Source organism: Arthrospira sp. PCC 8006 (genome assembly GCF_046480465.1).
Taxonomy (GTDB): Bacteria; Cyanobacteriota; Cyanobacteriia; order Cyanobacteriales; family Microcoleaceae; genus Limnospira; species Limnospira platensis.
On record NZ_PKGG01000106.1, the window covers coordinates 1 to 17,095 of the forward strand.

Below are 17,095 nucleotides of genomic sequence, written 5' to 3' on the forward strand. Positions count from 1 at the left end.
ATTTATGTCAGTCCATGCTTGCGAACTTTGCACATAAATGTCCGTAAGCTGTCTTTTAAGTGATATTTGCCAGGTTTCCTGCATATCTCCCTCTTTAAAGTTGAGTAGCTTGTTTTTGTAGCCAATCTATGAGACGATTATAAGCATCTAGCCACTGCTTATAGTCTTGGTCATTAGGTTCATTGCCATAATAACGCATATCTATAAAATGTTGATTTGGGGTTTCAACTGTTGCCAGCCATTTCATGACCTGGGGAAATTTTTGAACCCTGCTATACAGCCGATTATGCCGCTTTAATGCGTCGTGCAAACTATGTCCTGGATTAGTAATTGTATGACCAGGATTGTTAGAGTCGGTTTTCCATTCTCGGCTTGCACTTTTGGGTAATGAAGCGAATATTATTGATTTTAGCAGGCATTCTATTGTCACACCACCAAAGTGCATTGCTGCTAGTTTTCTGGTAGAGGAGTCAAGAATTTTGGTATCCTTATGACGCTGTAAAAAAGCGGCTTGGTAATCTTCCATTTTGGCTGGATGCTTGGTTAATATGGTAGATATAACATATAATTAATCTGTGATTTTTGCCTCAGTTTATAGGATGGGCTAACCTGTCGAAATAGCTTTAAGCCACAGGGTCGAATGACGCAGGTAGAAAGATGCGAATCCAGTTTTTGTACCTCAAAAAAATAAGAACAGCTATCTTAAAATATTACTGATATCTTGCACCAATAGCAACTATCTCGCGATCGCCTCTGTATGGGTCATTAAATCTCAAAAGGGAGTCGCTAATTTAACTGTGCTGGCTTATTTGTAAATTGACATAAGTTTTGCTATAATCAAAAAGCCTGTTTGATTCCCTGATTAAGATATGAAAATTGCTACCTGGAATGTGAATTCAATTCGGACTCGACAAGACCAAGTTTTGGGCTGGTTACAAGGTCAGGATATTGATGTTTTGTGCTTACAGGAAACTAAGGTTATTGATCAAGATTTTCCGCGATCGCCTTTTGAAGAATTGGGCTATCATGTCTATATTTATGGTCAAAAAGCCTATAATGGGGTGGCAATTTTTAGTCGCTTAAATATCGAGTCTATAATCATGGGATTTACCCCTATTTTGAGTGCCGACAAGGTGGGGGATTTGGACGACCAAAAACGGGTAATTGCTGGGGTGATTGATGATATCTGTATTGTCAATGTTTATATCCCGAATGGGTCGAGTGTCGGAAGTGATAAATATGAGTATAAGTTACGGTGGTTAAACCGATTACGGGATTATCTACAACAGATGTTAATAAAATATCCTCATCTGTGTATTTGTGGTGATTTTAATATTGCGCCAGAAGATCGGGATATTTATAATCCTCAAAACCGGGAAAATCATATTATGGCATCGGCGGCGGAACGTCAAGCCTTAGATGCGATCGCTAATTTGGGTTTAGCAGACGGCTTTCGTAAGTTTACCCAAGACGGCGGACATTTTACCTGGTGGGACTACCGCGCCGCCTCATTTACCCGCAACCGAGGCTGGAGAATTGATCACCATTATCTAAGTCCTGGACTCTATCAAAATGCGATCGCCTGTTACATTGACACTGAACCCAGAACCCAACCAAAACCGAGTGATCATGCACCCGTTATTTTAGAAATAGGAACTTAGTTTTCGGGTAAGTTAAAGTTAACATCTTCGTAAATTGTGGCAATTTTTTCGGTAAAATCCAGGCTAACAATATGAAAAGTGGAGTACTCTGTATCCTCAGATAAACTATAAGTATTAAATAGCCAACTGTCATCCTGGCGGCGAAAAATCTCTAAGCGAGGATGACGGGTATTAATTAATATATATTCCTGTAGGCTATCAATACTTTGATAGTCCATAAATTTATCACCCCTATCAAAGGCTTCTGTGGAGTCTGACAATACCTCAATGATAAGTTTAGGAAATTGTTTATARGTGGGTGTATCTCTATCACGAGGGTCACAGGTTACGAGAATATCGGGATAGTAAAAACGCTCACCWTTTGCTTTTTGAATACGGACTTTCATATCTGATATATACACCCGACAACTAGAACCTCTGACCTGGGCGCGAAGTAGGGCAAATATATTTCCAGCAATAGTAACATGAGTATCAGTTGCACCCGCCATAGCGTAGACTTCCCCATCAATATATTCATGCTTTATAGAACTGTTTGCTTCTATTTCTAGGTAATCATCTGGGGATAAATTGACAAAATTGGGTGTGGCAATCATTTGATAATTCTCCAATAGTAATTGAGATTATATCATATTGTGAATGCAGATAAACATTGAGATTAATAAAAGTTTGCGATTGTCTAAATTTTACCTAATAGCCAATAGGTGGTCATATTGCCTTTTCCTTTAACATTAATTGTGCCTCTGGGCTGAAATTTATAACGATATTTCAGGCGTTCATAGGTGATGTCTGTCACCTGAATATATCCGGGTTTTCCTGATGATTCCATGCGGGAAGCAATGTTAACGGCATTTCCCCATAAATCATAGGAGAATTTTTTAATACCAATTACTCCGGCTACCACGGAACCAGTATTAATACCAATCCGAATTTGAAAATGTTCGCAACCTGAAATATTACCCAAGATTGGACAAGTCTTAAAATCATCCATAATTTGCTGCATTTCTAAAGCCATATTGGCGATCGCTTCTGCATGGTCATCCCGGGGAATTGGTAAGCCTCCCACTACCATATAAGCGTCACCAATAGTCTTGATTTTTTCTAAACTATACTTATCTGCTAATTCATCAAATCGGGAAAACATCTGATTTAGCAATTCCACCAACTGAATGGGAGGAATGCGAGCAGATAAAGGAGTAAATCCGACAATATCTGCAAATAAAATAGTCACATTTTCCATAGAGCAAGCAATGGTTGTTTGTTCATTTTTGAGTTGATCAGCAATAGCTTTTGGCAAGATATTTAATAATAGTTTTTCAGATTTATCTTTTTCATATCGGAGTTCAAACGTCCGCTCCTCTACCCGTTTTTCTAAGGCGGTAAAAGCATCTTGCACCTGTTGAGTCATCATGTTAAAAGACTTGGCTAAAATCCTGAGTTCTTTAATGCCATTAGAATGAACTTTTTGCTGTAATTTTCCTTGAGCGATCGCCTGACTTGCCGCACTCAAGTTGGAGATAGGAAGACTAATCCATCTAGCTATCATAATGCTAAAAATTGTCGGGAATATTAAAGCTAAAATACACAGTAAAATTGTAGTGCGTTTGCTGGCATTAATAGTAGCCATAAAATCATCTTCGGGAACTACTAACAAAATTAACCAGTCTAAGCCATGTCCATCATCAAAGGGTAAAATTTGCACAAATTGCCGTTCGCCTTTAATTTTAAAATCGAATTGTTTGGGTTGCTCAATTGTGTGAAAGTTTAAAATATGGTCAGTTAAATATTTGGCGCTTTCTCGGACTAATATATTTTCACTGTCTGTGGCTTGACGAATTTGGATATTATCACCAATTTTACGGATCATGCTATCATTAGTTGAACTGGAAACTAGCAGACCTGAACGCTCCATAATAAATGCTTCTCCAGTTTTGCCAATTCCTAAATTTTGCAAAAAGTGCCTAAGTTCTTCAGACAGTAAAATATCAGTTCCGCATACCCCAATAAAACGATTTCCCCAAGGATCATAAGTAGATAAACTGGCGGTAATGGTGGGTAATTGTGTGGTAAAATCTAAATATATATCACTCCATACGGACTTTCCTGTGGCTTGTGCGGATCGATACCAGGGACGTTGACGAGGTTCATAGAGTCCAGCATCCCGAAGAAAATAAAGGCGATCGCCACGGACATCAATACCGTATAAGTGCATATTTCCATTGGTTTGATCATTCCTAATCATTAACTCAAAAAATGACCCTTCATCACTCCAACTTACACCGATAAAATTTCCGGTTTCTTGTTCAGCACAATAAACGGCATTAATATAAGGTGCATTTTTAATCTGTTGCAACAAAACATTAATTCTATCCCCAGTATAAAAATCAATTTGACCATGAGAAAAACTATCAGCATTTAACTTGTTAATCTGATGAGGTATTCTAATATATGCTTGTAATTGCTGGTCAATGCGAGCAGTTAATTCCTGGCGCAGTTGAAATGCTAAATCTCGCACGGCTGCTTCGCCATTGCGAAAAGAAAAATAACCAACTAAACCGACAGTTAATGCTACTTGTAGCAAAAACGGTACTACTAAAATAGTGCGGAGTGAAATGTTACTGAATATCCGCTTGAGTTGTCTCTGAAAACGGCGAAGATAGAAAGCCAACATGGAATTAACTACCTGACAACTTTGAATTTCAACTGTTGTCAGTATAGCTTGAAAACTGTAGTAACTGCTAAAATCGCTTTTGGATAGGGTCTGGTCATCGGCTAATTGTGCTATTGTATAACTTGTTGGTATCAATACCCAGAATCATATAAGATTAATTTAGTGACCATTGGGATCTATTCCTACCACTTTAGTTAGAAGTTGTATAACCCCATGGTATTATGGTTTCTGGCTAGACATTAGTCAACTATCGTGACCAGTTTACTCTCAACCATAAAAATCAATCATTAGGAGATGGATAAAATGCGAATTTTAATCATGGGTGGTACTAGGTTTATCGGGGTTTATCTCACGAAAATTTTAGTCAGCCAGGGTCATGAAGTGGTGTTATTTAATCGGGGAAATAAACCGAGTCCGGTAGAAGGAATTAAACAAATTCATGGCGATCGCACTGATAGCCAACAACTGCAGGAAAAGCTATCCGGTGAAACCTTTGATGTCATTTTTGACAATAATGGTCGCCAATTAAGTGATACCCAACCCTTAGCAGATTTATTTAATGGTCAGGTGAAACACTTTGTTTATATGAGTTCAGCCGGAGTCTATCTCAAGTCTGATCAAATGCCTCATATTGAAGGAGATCCCACCGATCCAAAAAGTCGCCATTTAGGGAAATATGAAACGGAAACCTACTTGCAAAAAGTGGGAATTCCTTGGACATCAATTCGACCAACTTACATCTACGGACCGCAAAATTATAACCCCTTAGAGTCCTGGTTTTTCGATCGCATTGTTGCTAAACGTCCGATTCCTGTTCCCGGTAATGGAATGCACATTACCCAATTAGGTCATGTGGAAGACTTAGCGAATGCGATGGTAGCAGTATTAGGAAATCAAACGGCTATTGGTCAAATTTATAATATCTCAGGCGATCGCTTTGTCACCTTTGATGGTTTAGCTAAAGCCTGTGCGATCGCTGCGGGTCAGTCCCCAGATGACCTGCAATTAATTCATTATGACCCCAAAAAGTTTGATTTCGGGAAACGCAAAGCATTTCCCCTGCGAGTTCAGCATTTCTTCGCCGATGTTCACAAAGCCATAAATCAACTCAATTGGCAACCCAAATATGATCTCATTTCTGGATTAAAAGATTCCTTCCAAAATGATTATATAATCAATAGCAATCAAGGGGAGGTAGACTTTTCCACGGACGATGAAATCATCAAAGCCGCCGCGTAAATTTTACCAGAAAGGGGTAGTTATTAATTAATTACCCCGACCAAAATCATTTAATTATAGCACTAATCAAACATGAGCCAATTAACAGGTAAAGTCGCTTTAGTCACGGGCGCATCCAGAGGATTAGGTAAAGGAATTGCCATTGGTTTAGGGGAAGCTGGGGCTACTGTTTATATCACAGGTCGCAGCCTATCGCAAGCCAATGATGCCGTCGGAGGCAGTTTAGCAGAAACTCAGTTAGCGGTGGAAAAAGCCGGGGGTAAATGTATCGCGATTCCGGTTGATCACAGTGATGATCAACAGGTTGAATTACTTTTTAATCGCATTGACCAAGAACAACAGGGACAACTTGATTTATTGGTAAATAACGCCTACGCGGGAGTACGAACTTTAACAGAAATGCAGGGTAAACCCTTTTGGGAAAGTGAACCGCAAGTTTGGGATGAGATTAATAATGTAGGCTTACGCAGTCATTATGTGGCGGCGGTTTTAGCAGCTATAATGATGGTTAAACGTCGTCAAGGTTTAATCTGTACTATTTCATCTTGGGGGGGATTTTCCTATCTTTTTAGTGCGGTTTATGGGATTGGAAAATCTGCCTGCGATCGCCTAGCTGCGGATTTTGCGACTGAACTTCAACCCTATAATGTCGCTTCCGTTGCCGTTTGGCCAGGAATTGTTAACACAGAACATATGTCTCGGGTCGCCACGGAAATAGAAGCCTCTAGTGTCACCACAGATGATCCAGCAATACGATCGCTTGTTGACCGCTATAATTGGGAGACACCCCTATTAACAGGGAGAGTTATTGCAGCATTAGCAGCCGATCCTAATATTATGCGTCGCAGTGGTCGCCTGCAAATTGTCGCCGAACGGGCTCAAGAGTATAATCTAGTAGATGAAAATGGTAATCGTCCAGTTTCTCTGCGATCGCTGCGTTTTTTACTCTCCATGAAATGGCCGCAACTGCAAAAATCCGCATCACTAATTCCTAATGTAAATATTCCCTGGTCTGTGCTATTATCAACCATGCTAAAATCTCCGAAAATTTAACCATGACTAAATTAGAAAATGCCACAGTTGTTTTAACGGGAGCCACTGGCGGATTTGGTCAACAACTCACCCGCCAATTATTAGCAGCAGGTAGCCGTTTAATTTTAAGCGATCGCCATCAACCGACTCTCAGCCACCAAGCACAACTAATTAAACAGGAGATTAAAACCGGAGAAATCCTCGCCTGTTTTGAAGCTGATTTATCGAACCGTGAGGGATGCGAAACCCTATTTAATCAAGTCCAAAGCCTAGAAATTCCCATCGATATTTTAATCAATAATGCCGGACTAGCCATCTATGGTCGTATGGACGAAACACCCCCAGAAAAATGGGAAACTCTCATGGAAGTTAACCTGATCGCACCCATGCGTTTAAGCAGTCTATTTGTAGGGGATATGATTAGCCGCCGCCAAGGTCATATCGTCAATATTTCCTCCGTAGCTGGTTGGAGTGGCAAAGCTGGTTTAACCCACTATTGCGCCAGTAAATTTGGCTTACGAGGCTTTAGTGAGGGACTCTTTGATGAGGTAAAATCCTATAATGTCAAAGTAACTGCTGTCTACCCATTTTTTAGTCGCACCCCAATTTTAGATGCCGAAAAATATGGAACCCTAGCCACTAATTATCAAGGTTTACCAGAGGCTTGGTTAACCGACCCTCAGCAGGTCATGAAAGCGACCTTACGAGGGATTAAATCTAATCAACTCCATGTATTTCCAGACTCCCCGGCAAATTTAATTCATTTACTCAAGCGCTATACACCGTTTTTATTAAATAAAATCTCGGTTTTAGCTGATAAAAAACTTGTGAAAAATCCCAAAATATGACTTTTACAACATTAAAAAACAACCCGGAAACTGCCGACAAATATTTAATTATCGGAGCCGGATTTGTCGGATTAGGTATAGCCGAAGGTTTAAAAGCTGCTAAAATTACCTATGATCAAGTAGATGCTAGTGATGATATTGGTGGTAATTGGTATCATGGTGTCTATGAAACCGCCCATATTATTTCCTCCAAGAAAATCACCCAATTTACTCATTTTCCGATGCCGAATGATTATCCAGATTTTCCTAGTGCCAAACAAATGCGAGACTACTTAAACCATTTTGCTGATGCTTTTAATCTGCGCCCCAACATTGAACTAAAACGCACCGTTACCCTAGTTAATCCTATCGCCAATAATCTCTGGTTAGTCAGCTTTGATAATGGAGAAAAGCGAATTTATAAAGGGGTGATTATATGTAATGGTCATCATTGGTGCAAAAGATTTCCCGAATTTAACGGAAAATTCAACGGTGAAATCATCCATTCTAAAGACTACAAAAATCCCGACCAACTCCGGGGTAAACGGGTTTTAATAATTGGTGGTGGTAACTCCGCCTGTGACCTAGCAGCCGAAGCCGCCAGAGTCGGTCAAAAATCGGTGTTAAGCCTGCGGGAGTCTGTGTGGTTTATTCCCAAAACCTTTGCTGGGGTTCCCCTATCGGATTTAATTCGTTGGTGGATGCCTGAAGCCTTGCAAAGATTAATATCTTATGGTATAATCAAGCTAACTTTTGGCAGTCATGAAAACTATGGTTTACCCAAACCAAAATATCGGATTTTCGATAAACACCCCACCTTAAATAATGAAGTACCCTACTATATCAAACATGGTAAAATCACCCCCAAACCCGCCGTCGATAAATTAGACGGTTCGGATGTAGAATTTAGCGATCGCACCCGAGAAGCCTTTGATTTAATAGTTTGTGGCACAGGCTATCATGTTTCCTATCCCTTTCTTCCTCCCGAATTACAAAGAGTCAAGGGAGCGACTGTACAGTGTTATGGGGGAGCATTTTTAGATGATTATAAAGGGCTATATTATATCGGATGGGGCCAAGCGCGAGGCGGTGTAGGTTCGTTGATTTCTGCTTATGCGCCCCTATTTACCCGGTGTCTAAAACTACAAGAGGAAATCAAGATTCCCTTGGGTTTAGTCTTGAAGGAAATCGGACAGACTTTGCCGACCACTCACCTATCTGATCCACAGAAAGTTTTGAGGCAAATTCAACTATTTAACCTCTTGTTTAATTGGTTCACCAAAAAAGCCCACCAAATTGATCAACGTTATCCTAATTTTGAAAATCCCTTTCAAGCCTAGAAGCACCCATCAACGGATCAGAGACAATTTCTCAACCCCAGGGCTTCCTACAAGGCTATAACTGGCTATGGATGTAATTAGCCAACTTTACCAACAACCTAGGCTACAATCAAAGTATCTACCTTAGTTTTAAGTTGGATCAACAGATTATGGGTTTATTAGTCTCTATTTTGATGTCAGGTTACAAATAACCAAGCCTTTCCGGGTGGTTGGGTGCTAACTTTATTTACTCATCCCAGTTGTTTCGTAGAAGCATCATCAAGGCAAAACGCCGTCAATAACCCCCCACAAAGGGATCAGGCTGACCACAGCCACAAACCTAAGTGAGTTTAGTTGACAGACCTGGGTGGAACATTCGAGAGACTTTCCGGGTCTACCTTGGGAGCAAGGGTTGAAGTTCTTACCTGGGAATGGGTCGCTAGTTCCTAACTGTCAAACCTTATGGTTAAAGATTTTTTTCAAGCCAACCAGACTTACTCCAGGGAGTCTTGGGACAACGGAGGGGAATTACCCAGAAAGCAACAGGATTGTATGTTAGTAGGGGAAGTGATGGTTGTATTACTTTAAACCAGTGGTTGGCGAGGGAGAAATAGCAGAACTGACTTTGCACAATACCCATGGCACTCAAATGGCTTTTGAATGATGCACTTTTGGGGGTCCCGCCCACTCTATATCAATTGCTGTTCCTATCCCTCCCCACCCACAAGGGGATGGGGTTTCTCGGAGGAAGATTATGAAATTGCACAAGAAGACATTGCTCATTATTGGCGCAGCACTAATTAGCCTAATTGTGGTGTTGTATACAACAGCATCCTGTATCCTGATTCAGAATTTCCGTAATCTGGAGATTGAGTCGGTGCATCAGGATGTAGTCCGGGTAATTAAAGCCTTAGAGGATGACCTGGCTAATTTAGATACGATCGCTCAAGATCAAGCCAAATGGGATGATACCTATGCCTTTATCAATCAACAAAATAGCCGATATGTGCGATCTAACCTAGCTAACACTATGTTTATGGATCTGAGGCTAAATCTCTTCATTCTGATAGATAGCCAAGGTCAAATCGTCTTCAGCAAAGGTTTCGACATCAACAACCAAACCGAAACCGCCATTCCTCCCAGTCTCTCCCCCCACCTAAAATCAGTCAGTCTGTCATTTTCCAACCCCTCCCGGTCTTGTTTTGAGAAAGAAGAGGAAATCCCCTGTCCCACAATAGGGATCGTCATGTTACCAGAAGGCCCATTGCTGCTATCGGCCCGTCCCATTCTTACCAGTATTGCCCGTGGACCAAGCCGAGGAACCCTAGTAGTAGGTCGCTATCTTGATGCTAAAGAAATAGATCGCCTAACTCAAATTACCCAACTTTCCTTAGAAATCACCCCTTGGAGTCCTCTAGACCCCCAACAAACCCAAGAGATCATCAATACCGAAGACCCCATCAGAGTTCAACCCGTAGACACTTCCACTATTCTAGGGTCTATTCCCCTCCTAGACATTTATAATCGACCGATTCTCAACCTGCAAATCAAAAGCGATCGCCCCATTTTCCGCCAAGGTCGCACCAGCCTAATTTATCTAACATTTTCCCTATTTTTGATCGGCATAATTTTAAGTGCAATTACCATACTGGTATTTGAAAAACTGATTTTAGCCAGACTCTTAGACCTCACCTACAAAATTAATCAAATCGGCCAAAGTCGCGATCCATCCCTACGGCTAACAGTACCCCCAGGGGAAGATGAACTATCCAGCTTAGGAAAAACCATTAATCAAATGTTAGAAGCCTTAGAACAAGCTAACATTCAAAGCCAGGATAGTGAAGAAAGATATCGGCTAATGGCGGAATATTCCACCGATTTAATTACTCATCACTCTCGCCGAGGTTTGATCCGCTACGCCTCCCCCGCCTGTTCGTTGCTATTAGGATATGAGCCGGAAAGTTTAATTGGTCAACACCCCAGTAAATTTTTTCACCCAGATGACCTTAACACACTCAGCAAGACATTAGAAATTGTTTTAAGTCAAAAAGTATCCTATACTCTAACCTATCGTATCCGCCACAAAAACGGCGAATATATTTGGTTTGAAACCACCAGTCGCGCCATTTATCATCCCGAAACCGGGAGAGTCCAAGAAATTCTGGGTGTCTCCAGAGATATTAGCGATCGCAAACAGCGGGAACAGGAACTACAAGACAGCGAAGCCTCAATTAGGAGTCTTTATCAAATCACCTCATCTCGTCATTTAGACTGGCAAGAACAACTCCAGCAAATCCTCAAGTTGGGCTGTGATAAATTCCACTTAGAAGTCGGTATAATTAACCAGATATTGAACCTAGACACCCCCCAGCCTTCCGCCCAAATTATGGCAGGAATTGACCATAATAATAGCTGGTCATTTGGGGATAATTTTGATTTAAATAATCCGTTGATTTTGGCGACATTAAAGGCTGAAAACCCCCTGATTTTTGAATCAGTGTTAGTCTCCGGATTCCCCTCTTATGCCGATGAAAATTGCTGGCAAATTGAGGCATATATGGCTATTCCTATTAAAGTCTATGGTCAGGTTTATGGAACTCTTTGTTTTTGGAGTCAAAACCCTTTAAATGAGCCATTTAGAGCCGTTGACCAAGAACTATTAAAACTCATGTCGCAGTGGATAGGTAGTGAAATAGAACGACAGCAAACCGCCCAAGAATTGAGTGAAGCCAGGGATGAGGCTCTCGCAGCCACTCGTGCCAAAAGTGAATTTTTAGCCACTATGAGCCATGAAATTAGGACTCCCATGAATGCAGTAATTGGGATGACCGGATTGTTATTAGATACTCCTTTAAGTCTAGTTCAACAGGATTTTGTCGAAACCATTCGCAGCAGTAGTGATGCCCTACTTTCTTTAATTAATGATATCCTAGATTTCTCCAAAATAGAATCAGGAAAATTAGACCTAGAAGCCTTCCCCTTTAGTTTACGCACTTGTCTTGAAGAATCCCTGGACTTATTGGCGACCAAAGCCGCGAGTAAATCCCTAGAATTGGGATATTTCATTGATGCTTATACCCCCAATGAAGTGGTGGGAGATATGGCAAGAGTTAGGCAAATTTTAGTGAATTTACTCAGCAACGCCGTTAAGTTTACCGCCCGGGGTGAAGTGTTGGTATCAGTGTCAGCAAAACCACTGTTTTCGGATTTAGAATTGACTGCAAAATCTATGTATTCTACCCACTATCAAATTGAGGTAGCAGTGTCGGATACAGGTATTGGTATTCCGGTCGATCGCATGAATCGTTTATTTAAGTCCTTTAGTCAGGTTGATGCTTCCACGAATCGACAATATGGCGGGACAGGATTAGGTCTAGCTATTAGTCAGCGACTGGCCGAAATGATGGGGGGTAAAATGTGGGTAGTCAGTGGTGATGCGATCGGTGGTCATCCCCCAGAAAATTGGCAGATAAATAAAGATACTCCCACACAGGGATCTACATTCTATTTTTCCATAGTAGTTCAGAGTAGCCAGAATTTATTACCACAGTGGAATCATGCTGATGAATTAGCCGGAAAACGACTATTAATTATTGACTCTCACCCCACCAATCGCCAAATTTTGACCAAGCAAGTTCAATGCTGGGGTTTAGTGGTAGAAGATACCGACAGCCCCACAGAAGCGATCGCCTGGTTAAAACAAGGTAAAACCTTTGATATCGCCATTGTGGAAATGGAAATCGCCAATTTAGACGGGTTCAATTTTGCCACCCAAGTCCGACAAACTTCAGCCGGCGTTGACCTCCCCTTAGTCATGTTAATTTCCGTCGGTCAACAAAATTTTAACCCCACCGATCATCGAGATTTTGTCGCCTTTCTCAATAAACCCATTAAACAATCACCCCTATACAATATTCTGATTAACGTCCTGTGTGGGGAACCTCTACAGATTAAAAATTGGAGTCGCAACCAAATGCGATCGCCCCAAGATATTCCCCTACTAGCAGAAAAACTCCCCCTGCGGATTTTATTAGCCGAGGATCACCTAGTTAACCAAAAAGTCGCCCTACAAATTCTGCAAAGAATGGGATATAGGGCTGATGTCGCCGGGAATGGTTTAGAAGTTCTCGAAGCCCTAGAAAGACAGCCCTATGATGTCATTTTAATGGATATGCAGATGCCCATTATGGATGGCTTAGAGGCAGCCCGACAGATTAAAAAACGCTATGATAGCAATGACAACCCCTACTCCCCACGCCCTCGTATTATCGCCGTTACAGCCAATGCCATGGAAAGCGATCGGGCTGAATGTATAGCAGCAGGAATGGACGACTATATCAGCAAACCTATCCGTATGGAACAATTAGTTAAAGTTCTCAGCAACTGTCGCCCCATCACCTGCGATGTCATTGTATCCTCAGTATATGCCAATACCAGCGATGATCACAAATCTTCCCCCATTCTTGATCCCACTGTTTTACAAGGACTGCGAGAGATAGAAGCCTTAGAAGAAATAGCCGAAATGTACATCGAAAGTGCCCCCGAACTTCTCAAAACTATTCAAATAGCCCTCCAAAAAAATGATCCGATCGCCTTAAAACAGGCAGCCCATTCCCTTAAATCCATCAGTGGCACTTTGGGCGCTTTTGGTTTATCGGAATTATGTCTGCAACTAGAAATTATGGGCCGTCAAGGAGTAGATGCAGGTGTCCCCATTCCTCAACCATCGGCGGAATCATTTTATACTCAGATTCAAGCCGAGTTAGAAAGAGTCAAGGAAGCCCTGACCAATGAAGCCCAGCAAATTTGACCATTTAAACCGCTTTTTTGCGACTGCGTTTGTTGATTAAGCCACTCCAGGCGATAGTCAAATAGCAACTAGCCAGCAGTAAGCTACCTAAGCCTACCCGCAGATTAGATTTGAAAGTCCCCAGTTGCGATCGCTTTTCCGCCTCTCGCCGACGGTTTTCAATTTCCCGTTTCAGTTCTTGGCCAATAGCATCGCTTTGGACTCCCAACACTTCCGGGTTTTCCTGAAATTCTTGCAGGCGGGCTAATTGTGCTTCCGTAAGCTGTTGTTCTTGGATATAATCTTCTAAGCGCTGCTGATTGCCTAAGATAGCTAACATCTGCGTTTGTTGTTCTTGCAGACGTTCCTCTAGCTGTACTTGGGCCGTCGCTGCATCCTGATTAATTTTCTCAATCGTTTCATTACTCGCCGCTATAGTAGTGCCAACGTGCAGGGGAATCAGCACTAAATACATCACCCCCAGAATGCCAGAAATCACATAAACCCAAAATTTCAGACTGTTGAACCCCTGTTTAGGCTTTTCTGGTGATAGACCAGCTACCTCCTGTAACCCGTACGCACAAAACATTAAGGCGATCGCCAACACCGGAATCACCCCTTGTTCTACCATCTGAGTAGTAAAATTCAATTGCCATCTCAGATCCCCAAAATTCGGTGGCACAAACAGCAAAATATAGTTAATTAGGGCAAAAAAGAATAAAATCACCCCCGCCAGCCTCAAAAATCCAGCAGCCTGGGACGGGATTTGATTTCGAGTTGTTCCTTTCATAACACTATCACTTTCCGTATTTTTACTGAGACTCTCCCATTCTATCCTGAGCTACCTTCACCCTGAACTCGCTATGATATTACCTCAAAACCACCGTCTCGCCACCATTTTTCCGCTCAATATTGATTGCCGGCTTCCCCTTTATCCCCAAAACCCTAGCCACTTTTTCCGTGAAAATACTGACTTGACAGCAAATTTTAAGTAGACACTTACCCCCAAACACCTTTACATAATTTTCTCTGATTTTACAACATCTTTACATAACAAATATTGACATCAACACCTATATTTGGGTATGCTGGAGGAAAGTTAAGCAACTTCAGCAACCCAGAATTGTCTTGATTTGTTGATGGATTCAGACCCCCGCTATTCACTGTTAAATTTGCTCACCAACTGATTCTAAATTATAACTAACTATGAAAAAATTACTAACAACCATCGGCACCGTCTCTTTCTTGGTAGTAGGCTGGAGTGTTTCTCCCGCCGCCGCCTTTCCCCCTTGGGCAATGCCACCAGAAGAACCAGATGAGGAATTAATCTTTAATGGCGAAGTCCTCAATGATGACCAAACAGATTTTGTCTATGATGTAGCAGATATCCTAGGAATTACCACCGAAGATTTACTTAATGATCCTGGCCAAATGGATGGCTTGCACACTGGCGGTAAACAAGAAATCAACAGAGACAGCTTCGGTGTCTTCCACAAAAACGGCTGTAGTGTGAATGCCGACTGCGCCTTAAAAGCCATTGGTTTAGGTCTCAGTCTCCAATGTATCGGTTCAGGTTACGATCCTGAAGCCTGGGCGAGATGTCTGAAAAGCCGAAATGAGGATGCTTACTATGCAGCCCTTGAGTGTACTTGGCAACAGTCCAACCCAAGTCAACCTTGTAATTTCCTCGCCCACGGCGATACTGACAACACCTACGCCTGCAACGCCACTAACCCAGTAGCAGCATTGCGTCAGAATTCCGTAGAATTGCCCACCTTTTCCCAAAGCAGTCCATCGGAACGGGTATCCATTGATCTACTTTCCCAGGGCTAAATTGACCTCTGTTAGCAATCCTAACTAAGACCACAAAAAACAAAACAACCGGGCGCACAGTATGAACCTATACTCCGCGCCCCACAAAACCTAACCAGCTATTTGTTCAACGTTGAGACAAACGCTGGTTTTGTTGATGATACATAGCAATCAGAACACGGGCCGGATCAACCCACCGATTACTATACTTGAGTCCCCAGTGCAAGTGAGGTCCGGTAGTTCTCCCGGTCATCCCAACCCGCGCAATTCTAGTCCCGGCTGCCACAATTTGACCTTTGCGAAGTTCCAGACCGCCGCCACGGTCAATAAAGTAAGTACCATTAGCATTACTTTGTACATGACCCTGAACGTGGCAATAGATATGTTCCCACTGTCCTGACTGGATAATAATTCCCGTGCCGCAGCGATTATCCTCCCAGAGTTCGACTACCTGTCCGCTCCACCAATTGCGGATATAACTCCCCATAGGTGCGGCTAAGTCTAAACCATAGTGAAACCCACCAGCACGATAGCCAAAAGGTGATGTATACTGCTGGAAATTTTCCACCGGAAAAGAAGCATTACCCCAATCGACCCCTACCGCTACTTGGGAGGCTGATGCCTTAGTTGCACCTATATCTAACTGTTGTCCCCCCCAAGGAATTAGAGTCAGACACACGAAACCTACCAGAACCCATAGCATTCGTTTCAGAAGGGTCGGACGCTTGAAAACTTGCAGGGGGTTGAGTTTTGCCATGATTATTGATTCCTCAATCACCAAAATCTATTAATGAATTACCGGATGCACCCACAAGGGTTATATTTAAATCAATTCCCGTATAGCACACATTTGATATTCTGCCACCATTAGGCATAAACAGAACATAATGTTAACTGATTATTTTTCATGGGCGATGGAAACCCCTGTTATATCGATATTTCTGGGTTGGTTCCCGTTGAATACAACGGCTATGGCTGGGACGGCGTTATGGTCGCTGGCATTAAGTTTGGGGTTTTCCCCCCTCAGTGAATTACTCATGGAAAAACTCACGGGGTGGCTAGATTGGGCTGAACGTCCCTTTTATGGGTCAGATGAACAATTTGAGGAAACGCGCACTAGCAGGGAGTCGGGAAATATTTTTTTTGCTTCTATMTTCAGCGTTGTACCGTTTCTAATGGTGGGGGGATTATTGAATTGGGGAGTTGAATTGGGGTTGGGACCTTCTTGGTCTATCAGTGTGGGAGTCATTGCGGCGGTTACCTGTGGGGTTTATGAGTTGGGGCGACGCGATAGCCAGCAAAATCGATAGCTTTGTTGATTTCATCTGGCGGCGCAGAGGATATCAACACACTGGGATAAACGGCGGTTCCCCATTGGGGATGAATTACGATGGTACAGGGTCCCTTTTGCAGAGAAAGGTTTAAGGATGTCGCGACAGTTAAAGCATCACTATGGTGGATTTCTCCGGGTTTCGACAGCAACGGATAACCGCTGGGAGGGTAGATAATATCGGTCATCCATCCCTGGGAATTAAGTTGTTGGGCTACGGGTTGGGCGAATTCTAAAAAGCGATCGCATAATCGGTTTTTCTCCTGCTCAATTATATCATTAGTTGTGGTTAAGGGGAACTGCGATCGCTGTAAAAAAATCACTATCCAAACATCATCAGAGTTCCAATCTGGTAGAATCCGCMTTAAATTAGCCGCGACAAAAGCCGTGGGGGGATGAATGGAAATATTAGGCGATC

The 17,095-nt window shown here is 42.2% G+C and carries 14 protein-coding genes; 8 read left to right on the forward strand and 6 right to left on the reverse strand.

Features of this window, described 5'->3' with window-relative positions:
- Positions 1–94 precede the first annotated feature (94 nt).
- Positions 95–526 (reverse strand): hypothetical protein, encoded by a 432-nt coding sequence (locus B9T16_RS15650; RefSeq protein ID WP_317270967.1) that lies wholly within the window; start codon positions 524–526, stop codon positions 95–97.
- 343 nt (positions 527–869) lie between these two features.
- Between B9T16_RS15650 and xth the strand changes: the two genes are divergently transcribed.
- Positions 870–1,661: an exodeoxyribonuclease III gene (xth, locus tag B9T16_RS15655; protein ID WP_317267423.1), complete on the forward strand. Its 792-nt coding sequence runs from the start codon at positions 870–872 to the stop codon at positions 1,659–1,661.
- On the opposite strand, the gene B9T16_RS15660 is transcribed toward xth, so the two are convergent.
- Both B9T16_RS15660 and B9T16_RS15665 read right to left on the reverse strand, forming a co-directional pair.
- Positions 1,658–2,254 (reverse strand): Uma2 family endonuclease, encoded by a 597-nt coding sequence (locus tag B9T16_RS15660; protein ID WP_410245203.1) that lies wholly within the window; start codon positions 2,252–2,254, stop codon positions 1,658–1,660. The genes xth and B9T16_RS15660 overlap by 4 nt on opposite strands.
- Positions 2,255–2,337: 83 nt before the next feature.
- Positions 2,338–4,329, reverse strand: coding sequence for an adenylate/guanylate cyclase domain-containing protein (locus B9T16_RS15665; protein WP_006620184.1), 1,992 nt, complete (start codon positions 4,327–4,329; stop codon positions 2,338–2,340).
- A gap of 303 nt (positions 4,330–4,632) precedes the next feature.
- Here B9T16_RS15665 and B9T16_RS15670 point away from each other — a divergent pair, with 303 nt between their 5' ends.
- From B9T16_RS15670 to B9T16_RS15690, 5 genes are all read left to right on the forward strand, one after another.
- Positions 4,633–5,568, forward strand: coding sequence for an NAD-dependent epimerase/dehydratase family protein (locus tag B9T16_RS15670; protein ID WP_006620185.1), 936 nt, complete (start codon positions 4,633–4,635; stop codon positions 5,566–5,568).
- 72 nt (positions 5,569–5,640) lie between these two features.
- Complete coding sequence (locus B9T16_RS15675; RefSeq protein WP_410245204.1) at positions 5,641–6,621, forward strand: SDR family NAD(P)-dependent oxidoreductase; 981 nt, start codon at positions 5,641–5,643, stop codon at positions 6,619–6,621.
- 2 nt (positions 6,622–6,623) lie between these two features.
- Entirely contained in the window at positions 6,624–7,448 is an 825-nt protein-coding gene (locus tag B9T16_RS15680; RefSeq protein WP_006620187.1) for an SDR family NAD(P)-dependent oxidoreductase, read from the forward strand.
- A complete protein-coding gene (locus B9T16_RS15685) occupies positions 7,445–8,767 on the forward strand; it encodes a flavin-containing monooxygenase (protein ID WP_006620188.1) in 1,323 nt (440 codons plus the stop codon). The genes B9T16_RS15680 and B9T16_RS15685 overlap by 4 nt, the downstream gene beginning before the upstream one ends.
- A 733-nt stretch (positions 8,768–9,500) precedes the next feature.
- Positions 9,501–13,556: a CHASE4 domain-containing protein gene (locus tag B9T16_RS15690; protein WP_410245205.1), complete on the forward strand. Its 4,056-nt coding sequence runs from the start codon at positions 9,501–9,503 to the stop codon at positions 13,554–13,556.
- Positions 13,557–13,560: 4 nt separating this feature from the next.
- Here B9T16_RS15690 and B9T16_RS15695 read toward each other — a convergent pair whose 3' ends face one another.
- The gene (locus B9T16_RS15695; protein WP_410245206.1) at positions 13,561–14,325 is read right to left on the reverse strand and encodes an HpsJ family protein; all 765 of its coding nucleotides are present in this window, start codon (positions 14,323–14,325) and stop codon (positions 13,561–13,563) included.
- A gap of 416 nt (positions 14,326–14,741) precedes the next feature.
- Between B9T16_RS15695 and B9T16_RS15700 the strand changes: the two genes are divergently transcribed.
- On the forward strand, positions 14,742–15,368 hold the full coding sequence (locus B9T16_RS15700) for a hypothetical protein (protein ID WP_410245207.1): 627 nt from the start codon (positions 14,742–14,744) through the stop codon (positions 15,366–15,368).
- 106 nt (positions 15,369–15,474) lie between these two features.
- Here the strand turns inward: B9T16_RS15700 and B9T16_RS15705 are convergent, their stop codons facing one another.
- Complete coding sequence (locus B9T16_RS15705) at positions 15,475–16,104, reverse strand: M23 family metallopeptidase (RefSeq protein WP_006620192.1); 630 nt, start codon at positions 16,102–16,104, stop codon at positions 15,475–15,477.
- A 130-nt stretch (positions 16,105–16,234) separates the two neighbouring features.
- Here B9T16_RS15705 and B9T16_RS15710 point away from each other — a divergent pair, with 130 nt between their 5' ends.
- Complete coding sequence (locus B9T16_RS15710; protein WP_006620193.1) at positions 16,235–16,657, forward strand: hypothetical protein; 423 nt, start codon at positions 16,235–16,237, stop codon at positions 16,655–16,657.
- On the opposite strand, the gene B9T16_RS15715 is transcribed toward B9T16_RS15710, so the two are convergent.
- A partial coding sequence (locus B9T16_RS15715; RefSeq protein WP_410245208.1) for a methylmalonic aciduria and homocystinuria type D protein occupies positions 16,605–17,095 on the reverse strand: 491 nt, incomplete at its 5' end. The genes B9T16_RS15710 and B9T16_RS15715 overlap by 53 nt on opposite strands.

Excerpts from the sequence above, each read along its gene's own strand:
- B9T16_RS15650 (WP_317270967.1), bottom strand. The coding sequence starts at position 526 with ATGGAAGATTACCAAGCCGCTTTTTTACAGCGTCATAAGGATACCAAA.
- xth (WP_317267423.1), top strand. The coding sequence starts at position 870 with ATGAAAATTGCTACCTGGAATGTGAATTCAATTCGGACTCGACAAGAC.
- B9T16_RS15665 (WP_006620184.1), bottom strand. The coding sequence starts at position 4,329 with ATGTTGGCTTTCTATCTTCGCCGTTTTCAGAGACAACTCAAGCGGATA.
- B9T16_RS15670 (WP_006620185.1), top strand. The coding sequence starts at position 4,633 with ATGCGAATTTTAATCATGGGTGGTACTAGGTTTATCGGGGTTTATCTC.
- B9T16_RS15675 (WP_410245204.1), top strand. The coding sequence starts at position 5,641 with ATGAGCCAATTAACAGGTAAAGTCGCTTTAGTCACGGGCGCATCCAGA.
- B9T16_RS15680 (WP_006620187.1), top strand. The coding sequence starts at position 6,624 with ATGACTAAATTAGAAAATGCCACAGTTGTTTTAACGGGAGCCACTGGC.
- B9T16_RS15685 (WP_006620188.1), top strand. The coding sequence starts at position 7,445 with ATGACTTTTACAACATTAAAAAACAACCCGGAAACTGCCGACAAATAT.
- B9T16_RS15690 (WP_410245205.1), top strand. The coding sequence starts at position 9,501 with ATGAAATTGCACAAGAAGACATTGCTCATTATTGGCGCAGCACTAATT.
- B9T16_RS15695 (WP_410245206.1), bottom strand. The coding sequence starts at position 14,325 with ATGAAAGGAACAACTCGAAATCAAATCCCGTCCCAGGCTGCTGGATTT.
- B9T16_RS15700 (WP_410245207.1), top strand. The coding sequence starts at position 14,742 with ATGAAAAAATTACTAACAACCATCGGCACCGTCTCTTTCTTGGTAGTA.
- B9T16_RS15705 (WP_006620192.1), bottom strand. The coding sequence starts at position 16,104 with ATGGCAAAACTCAACCCCCTGCAAGTTTTCAAGCGTCCGACCCTTCTG.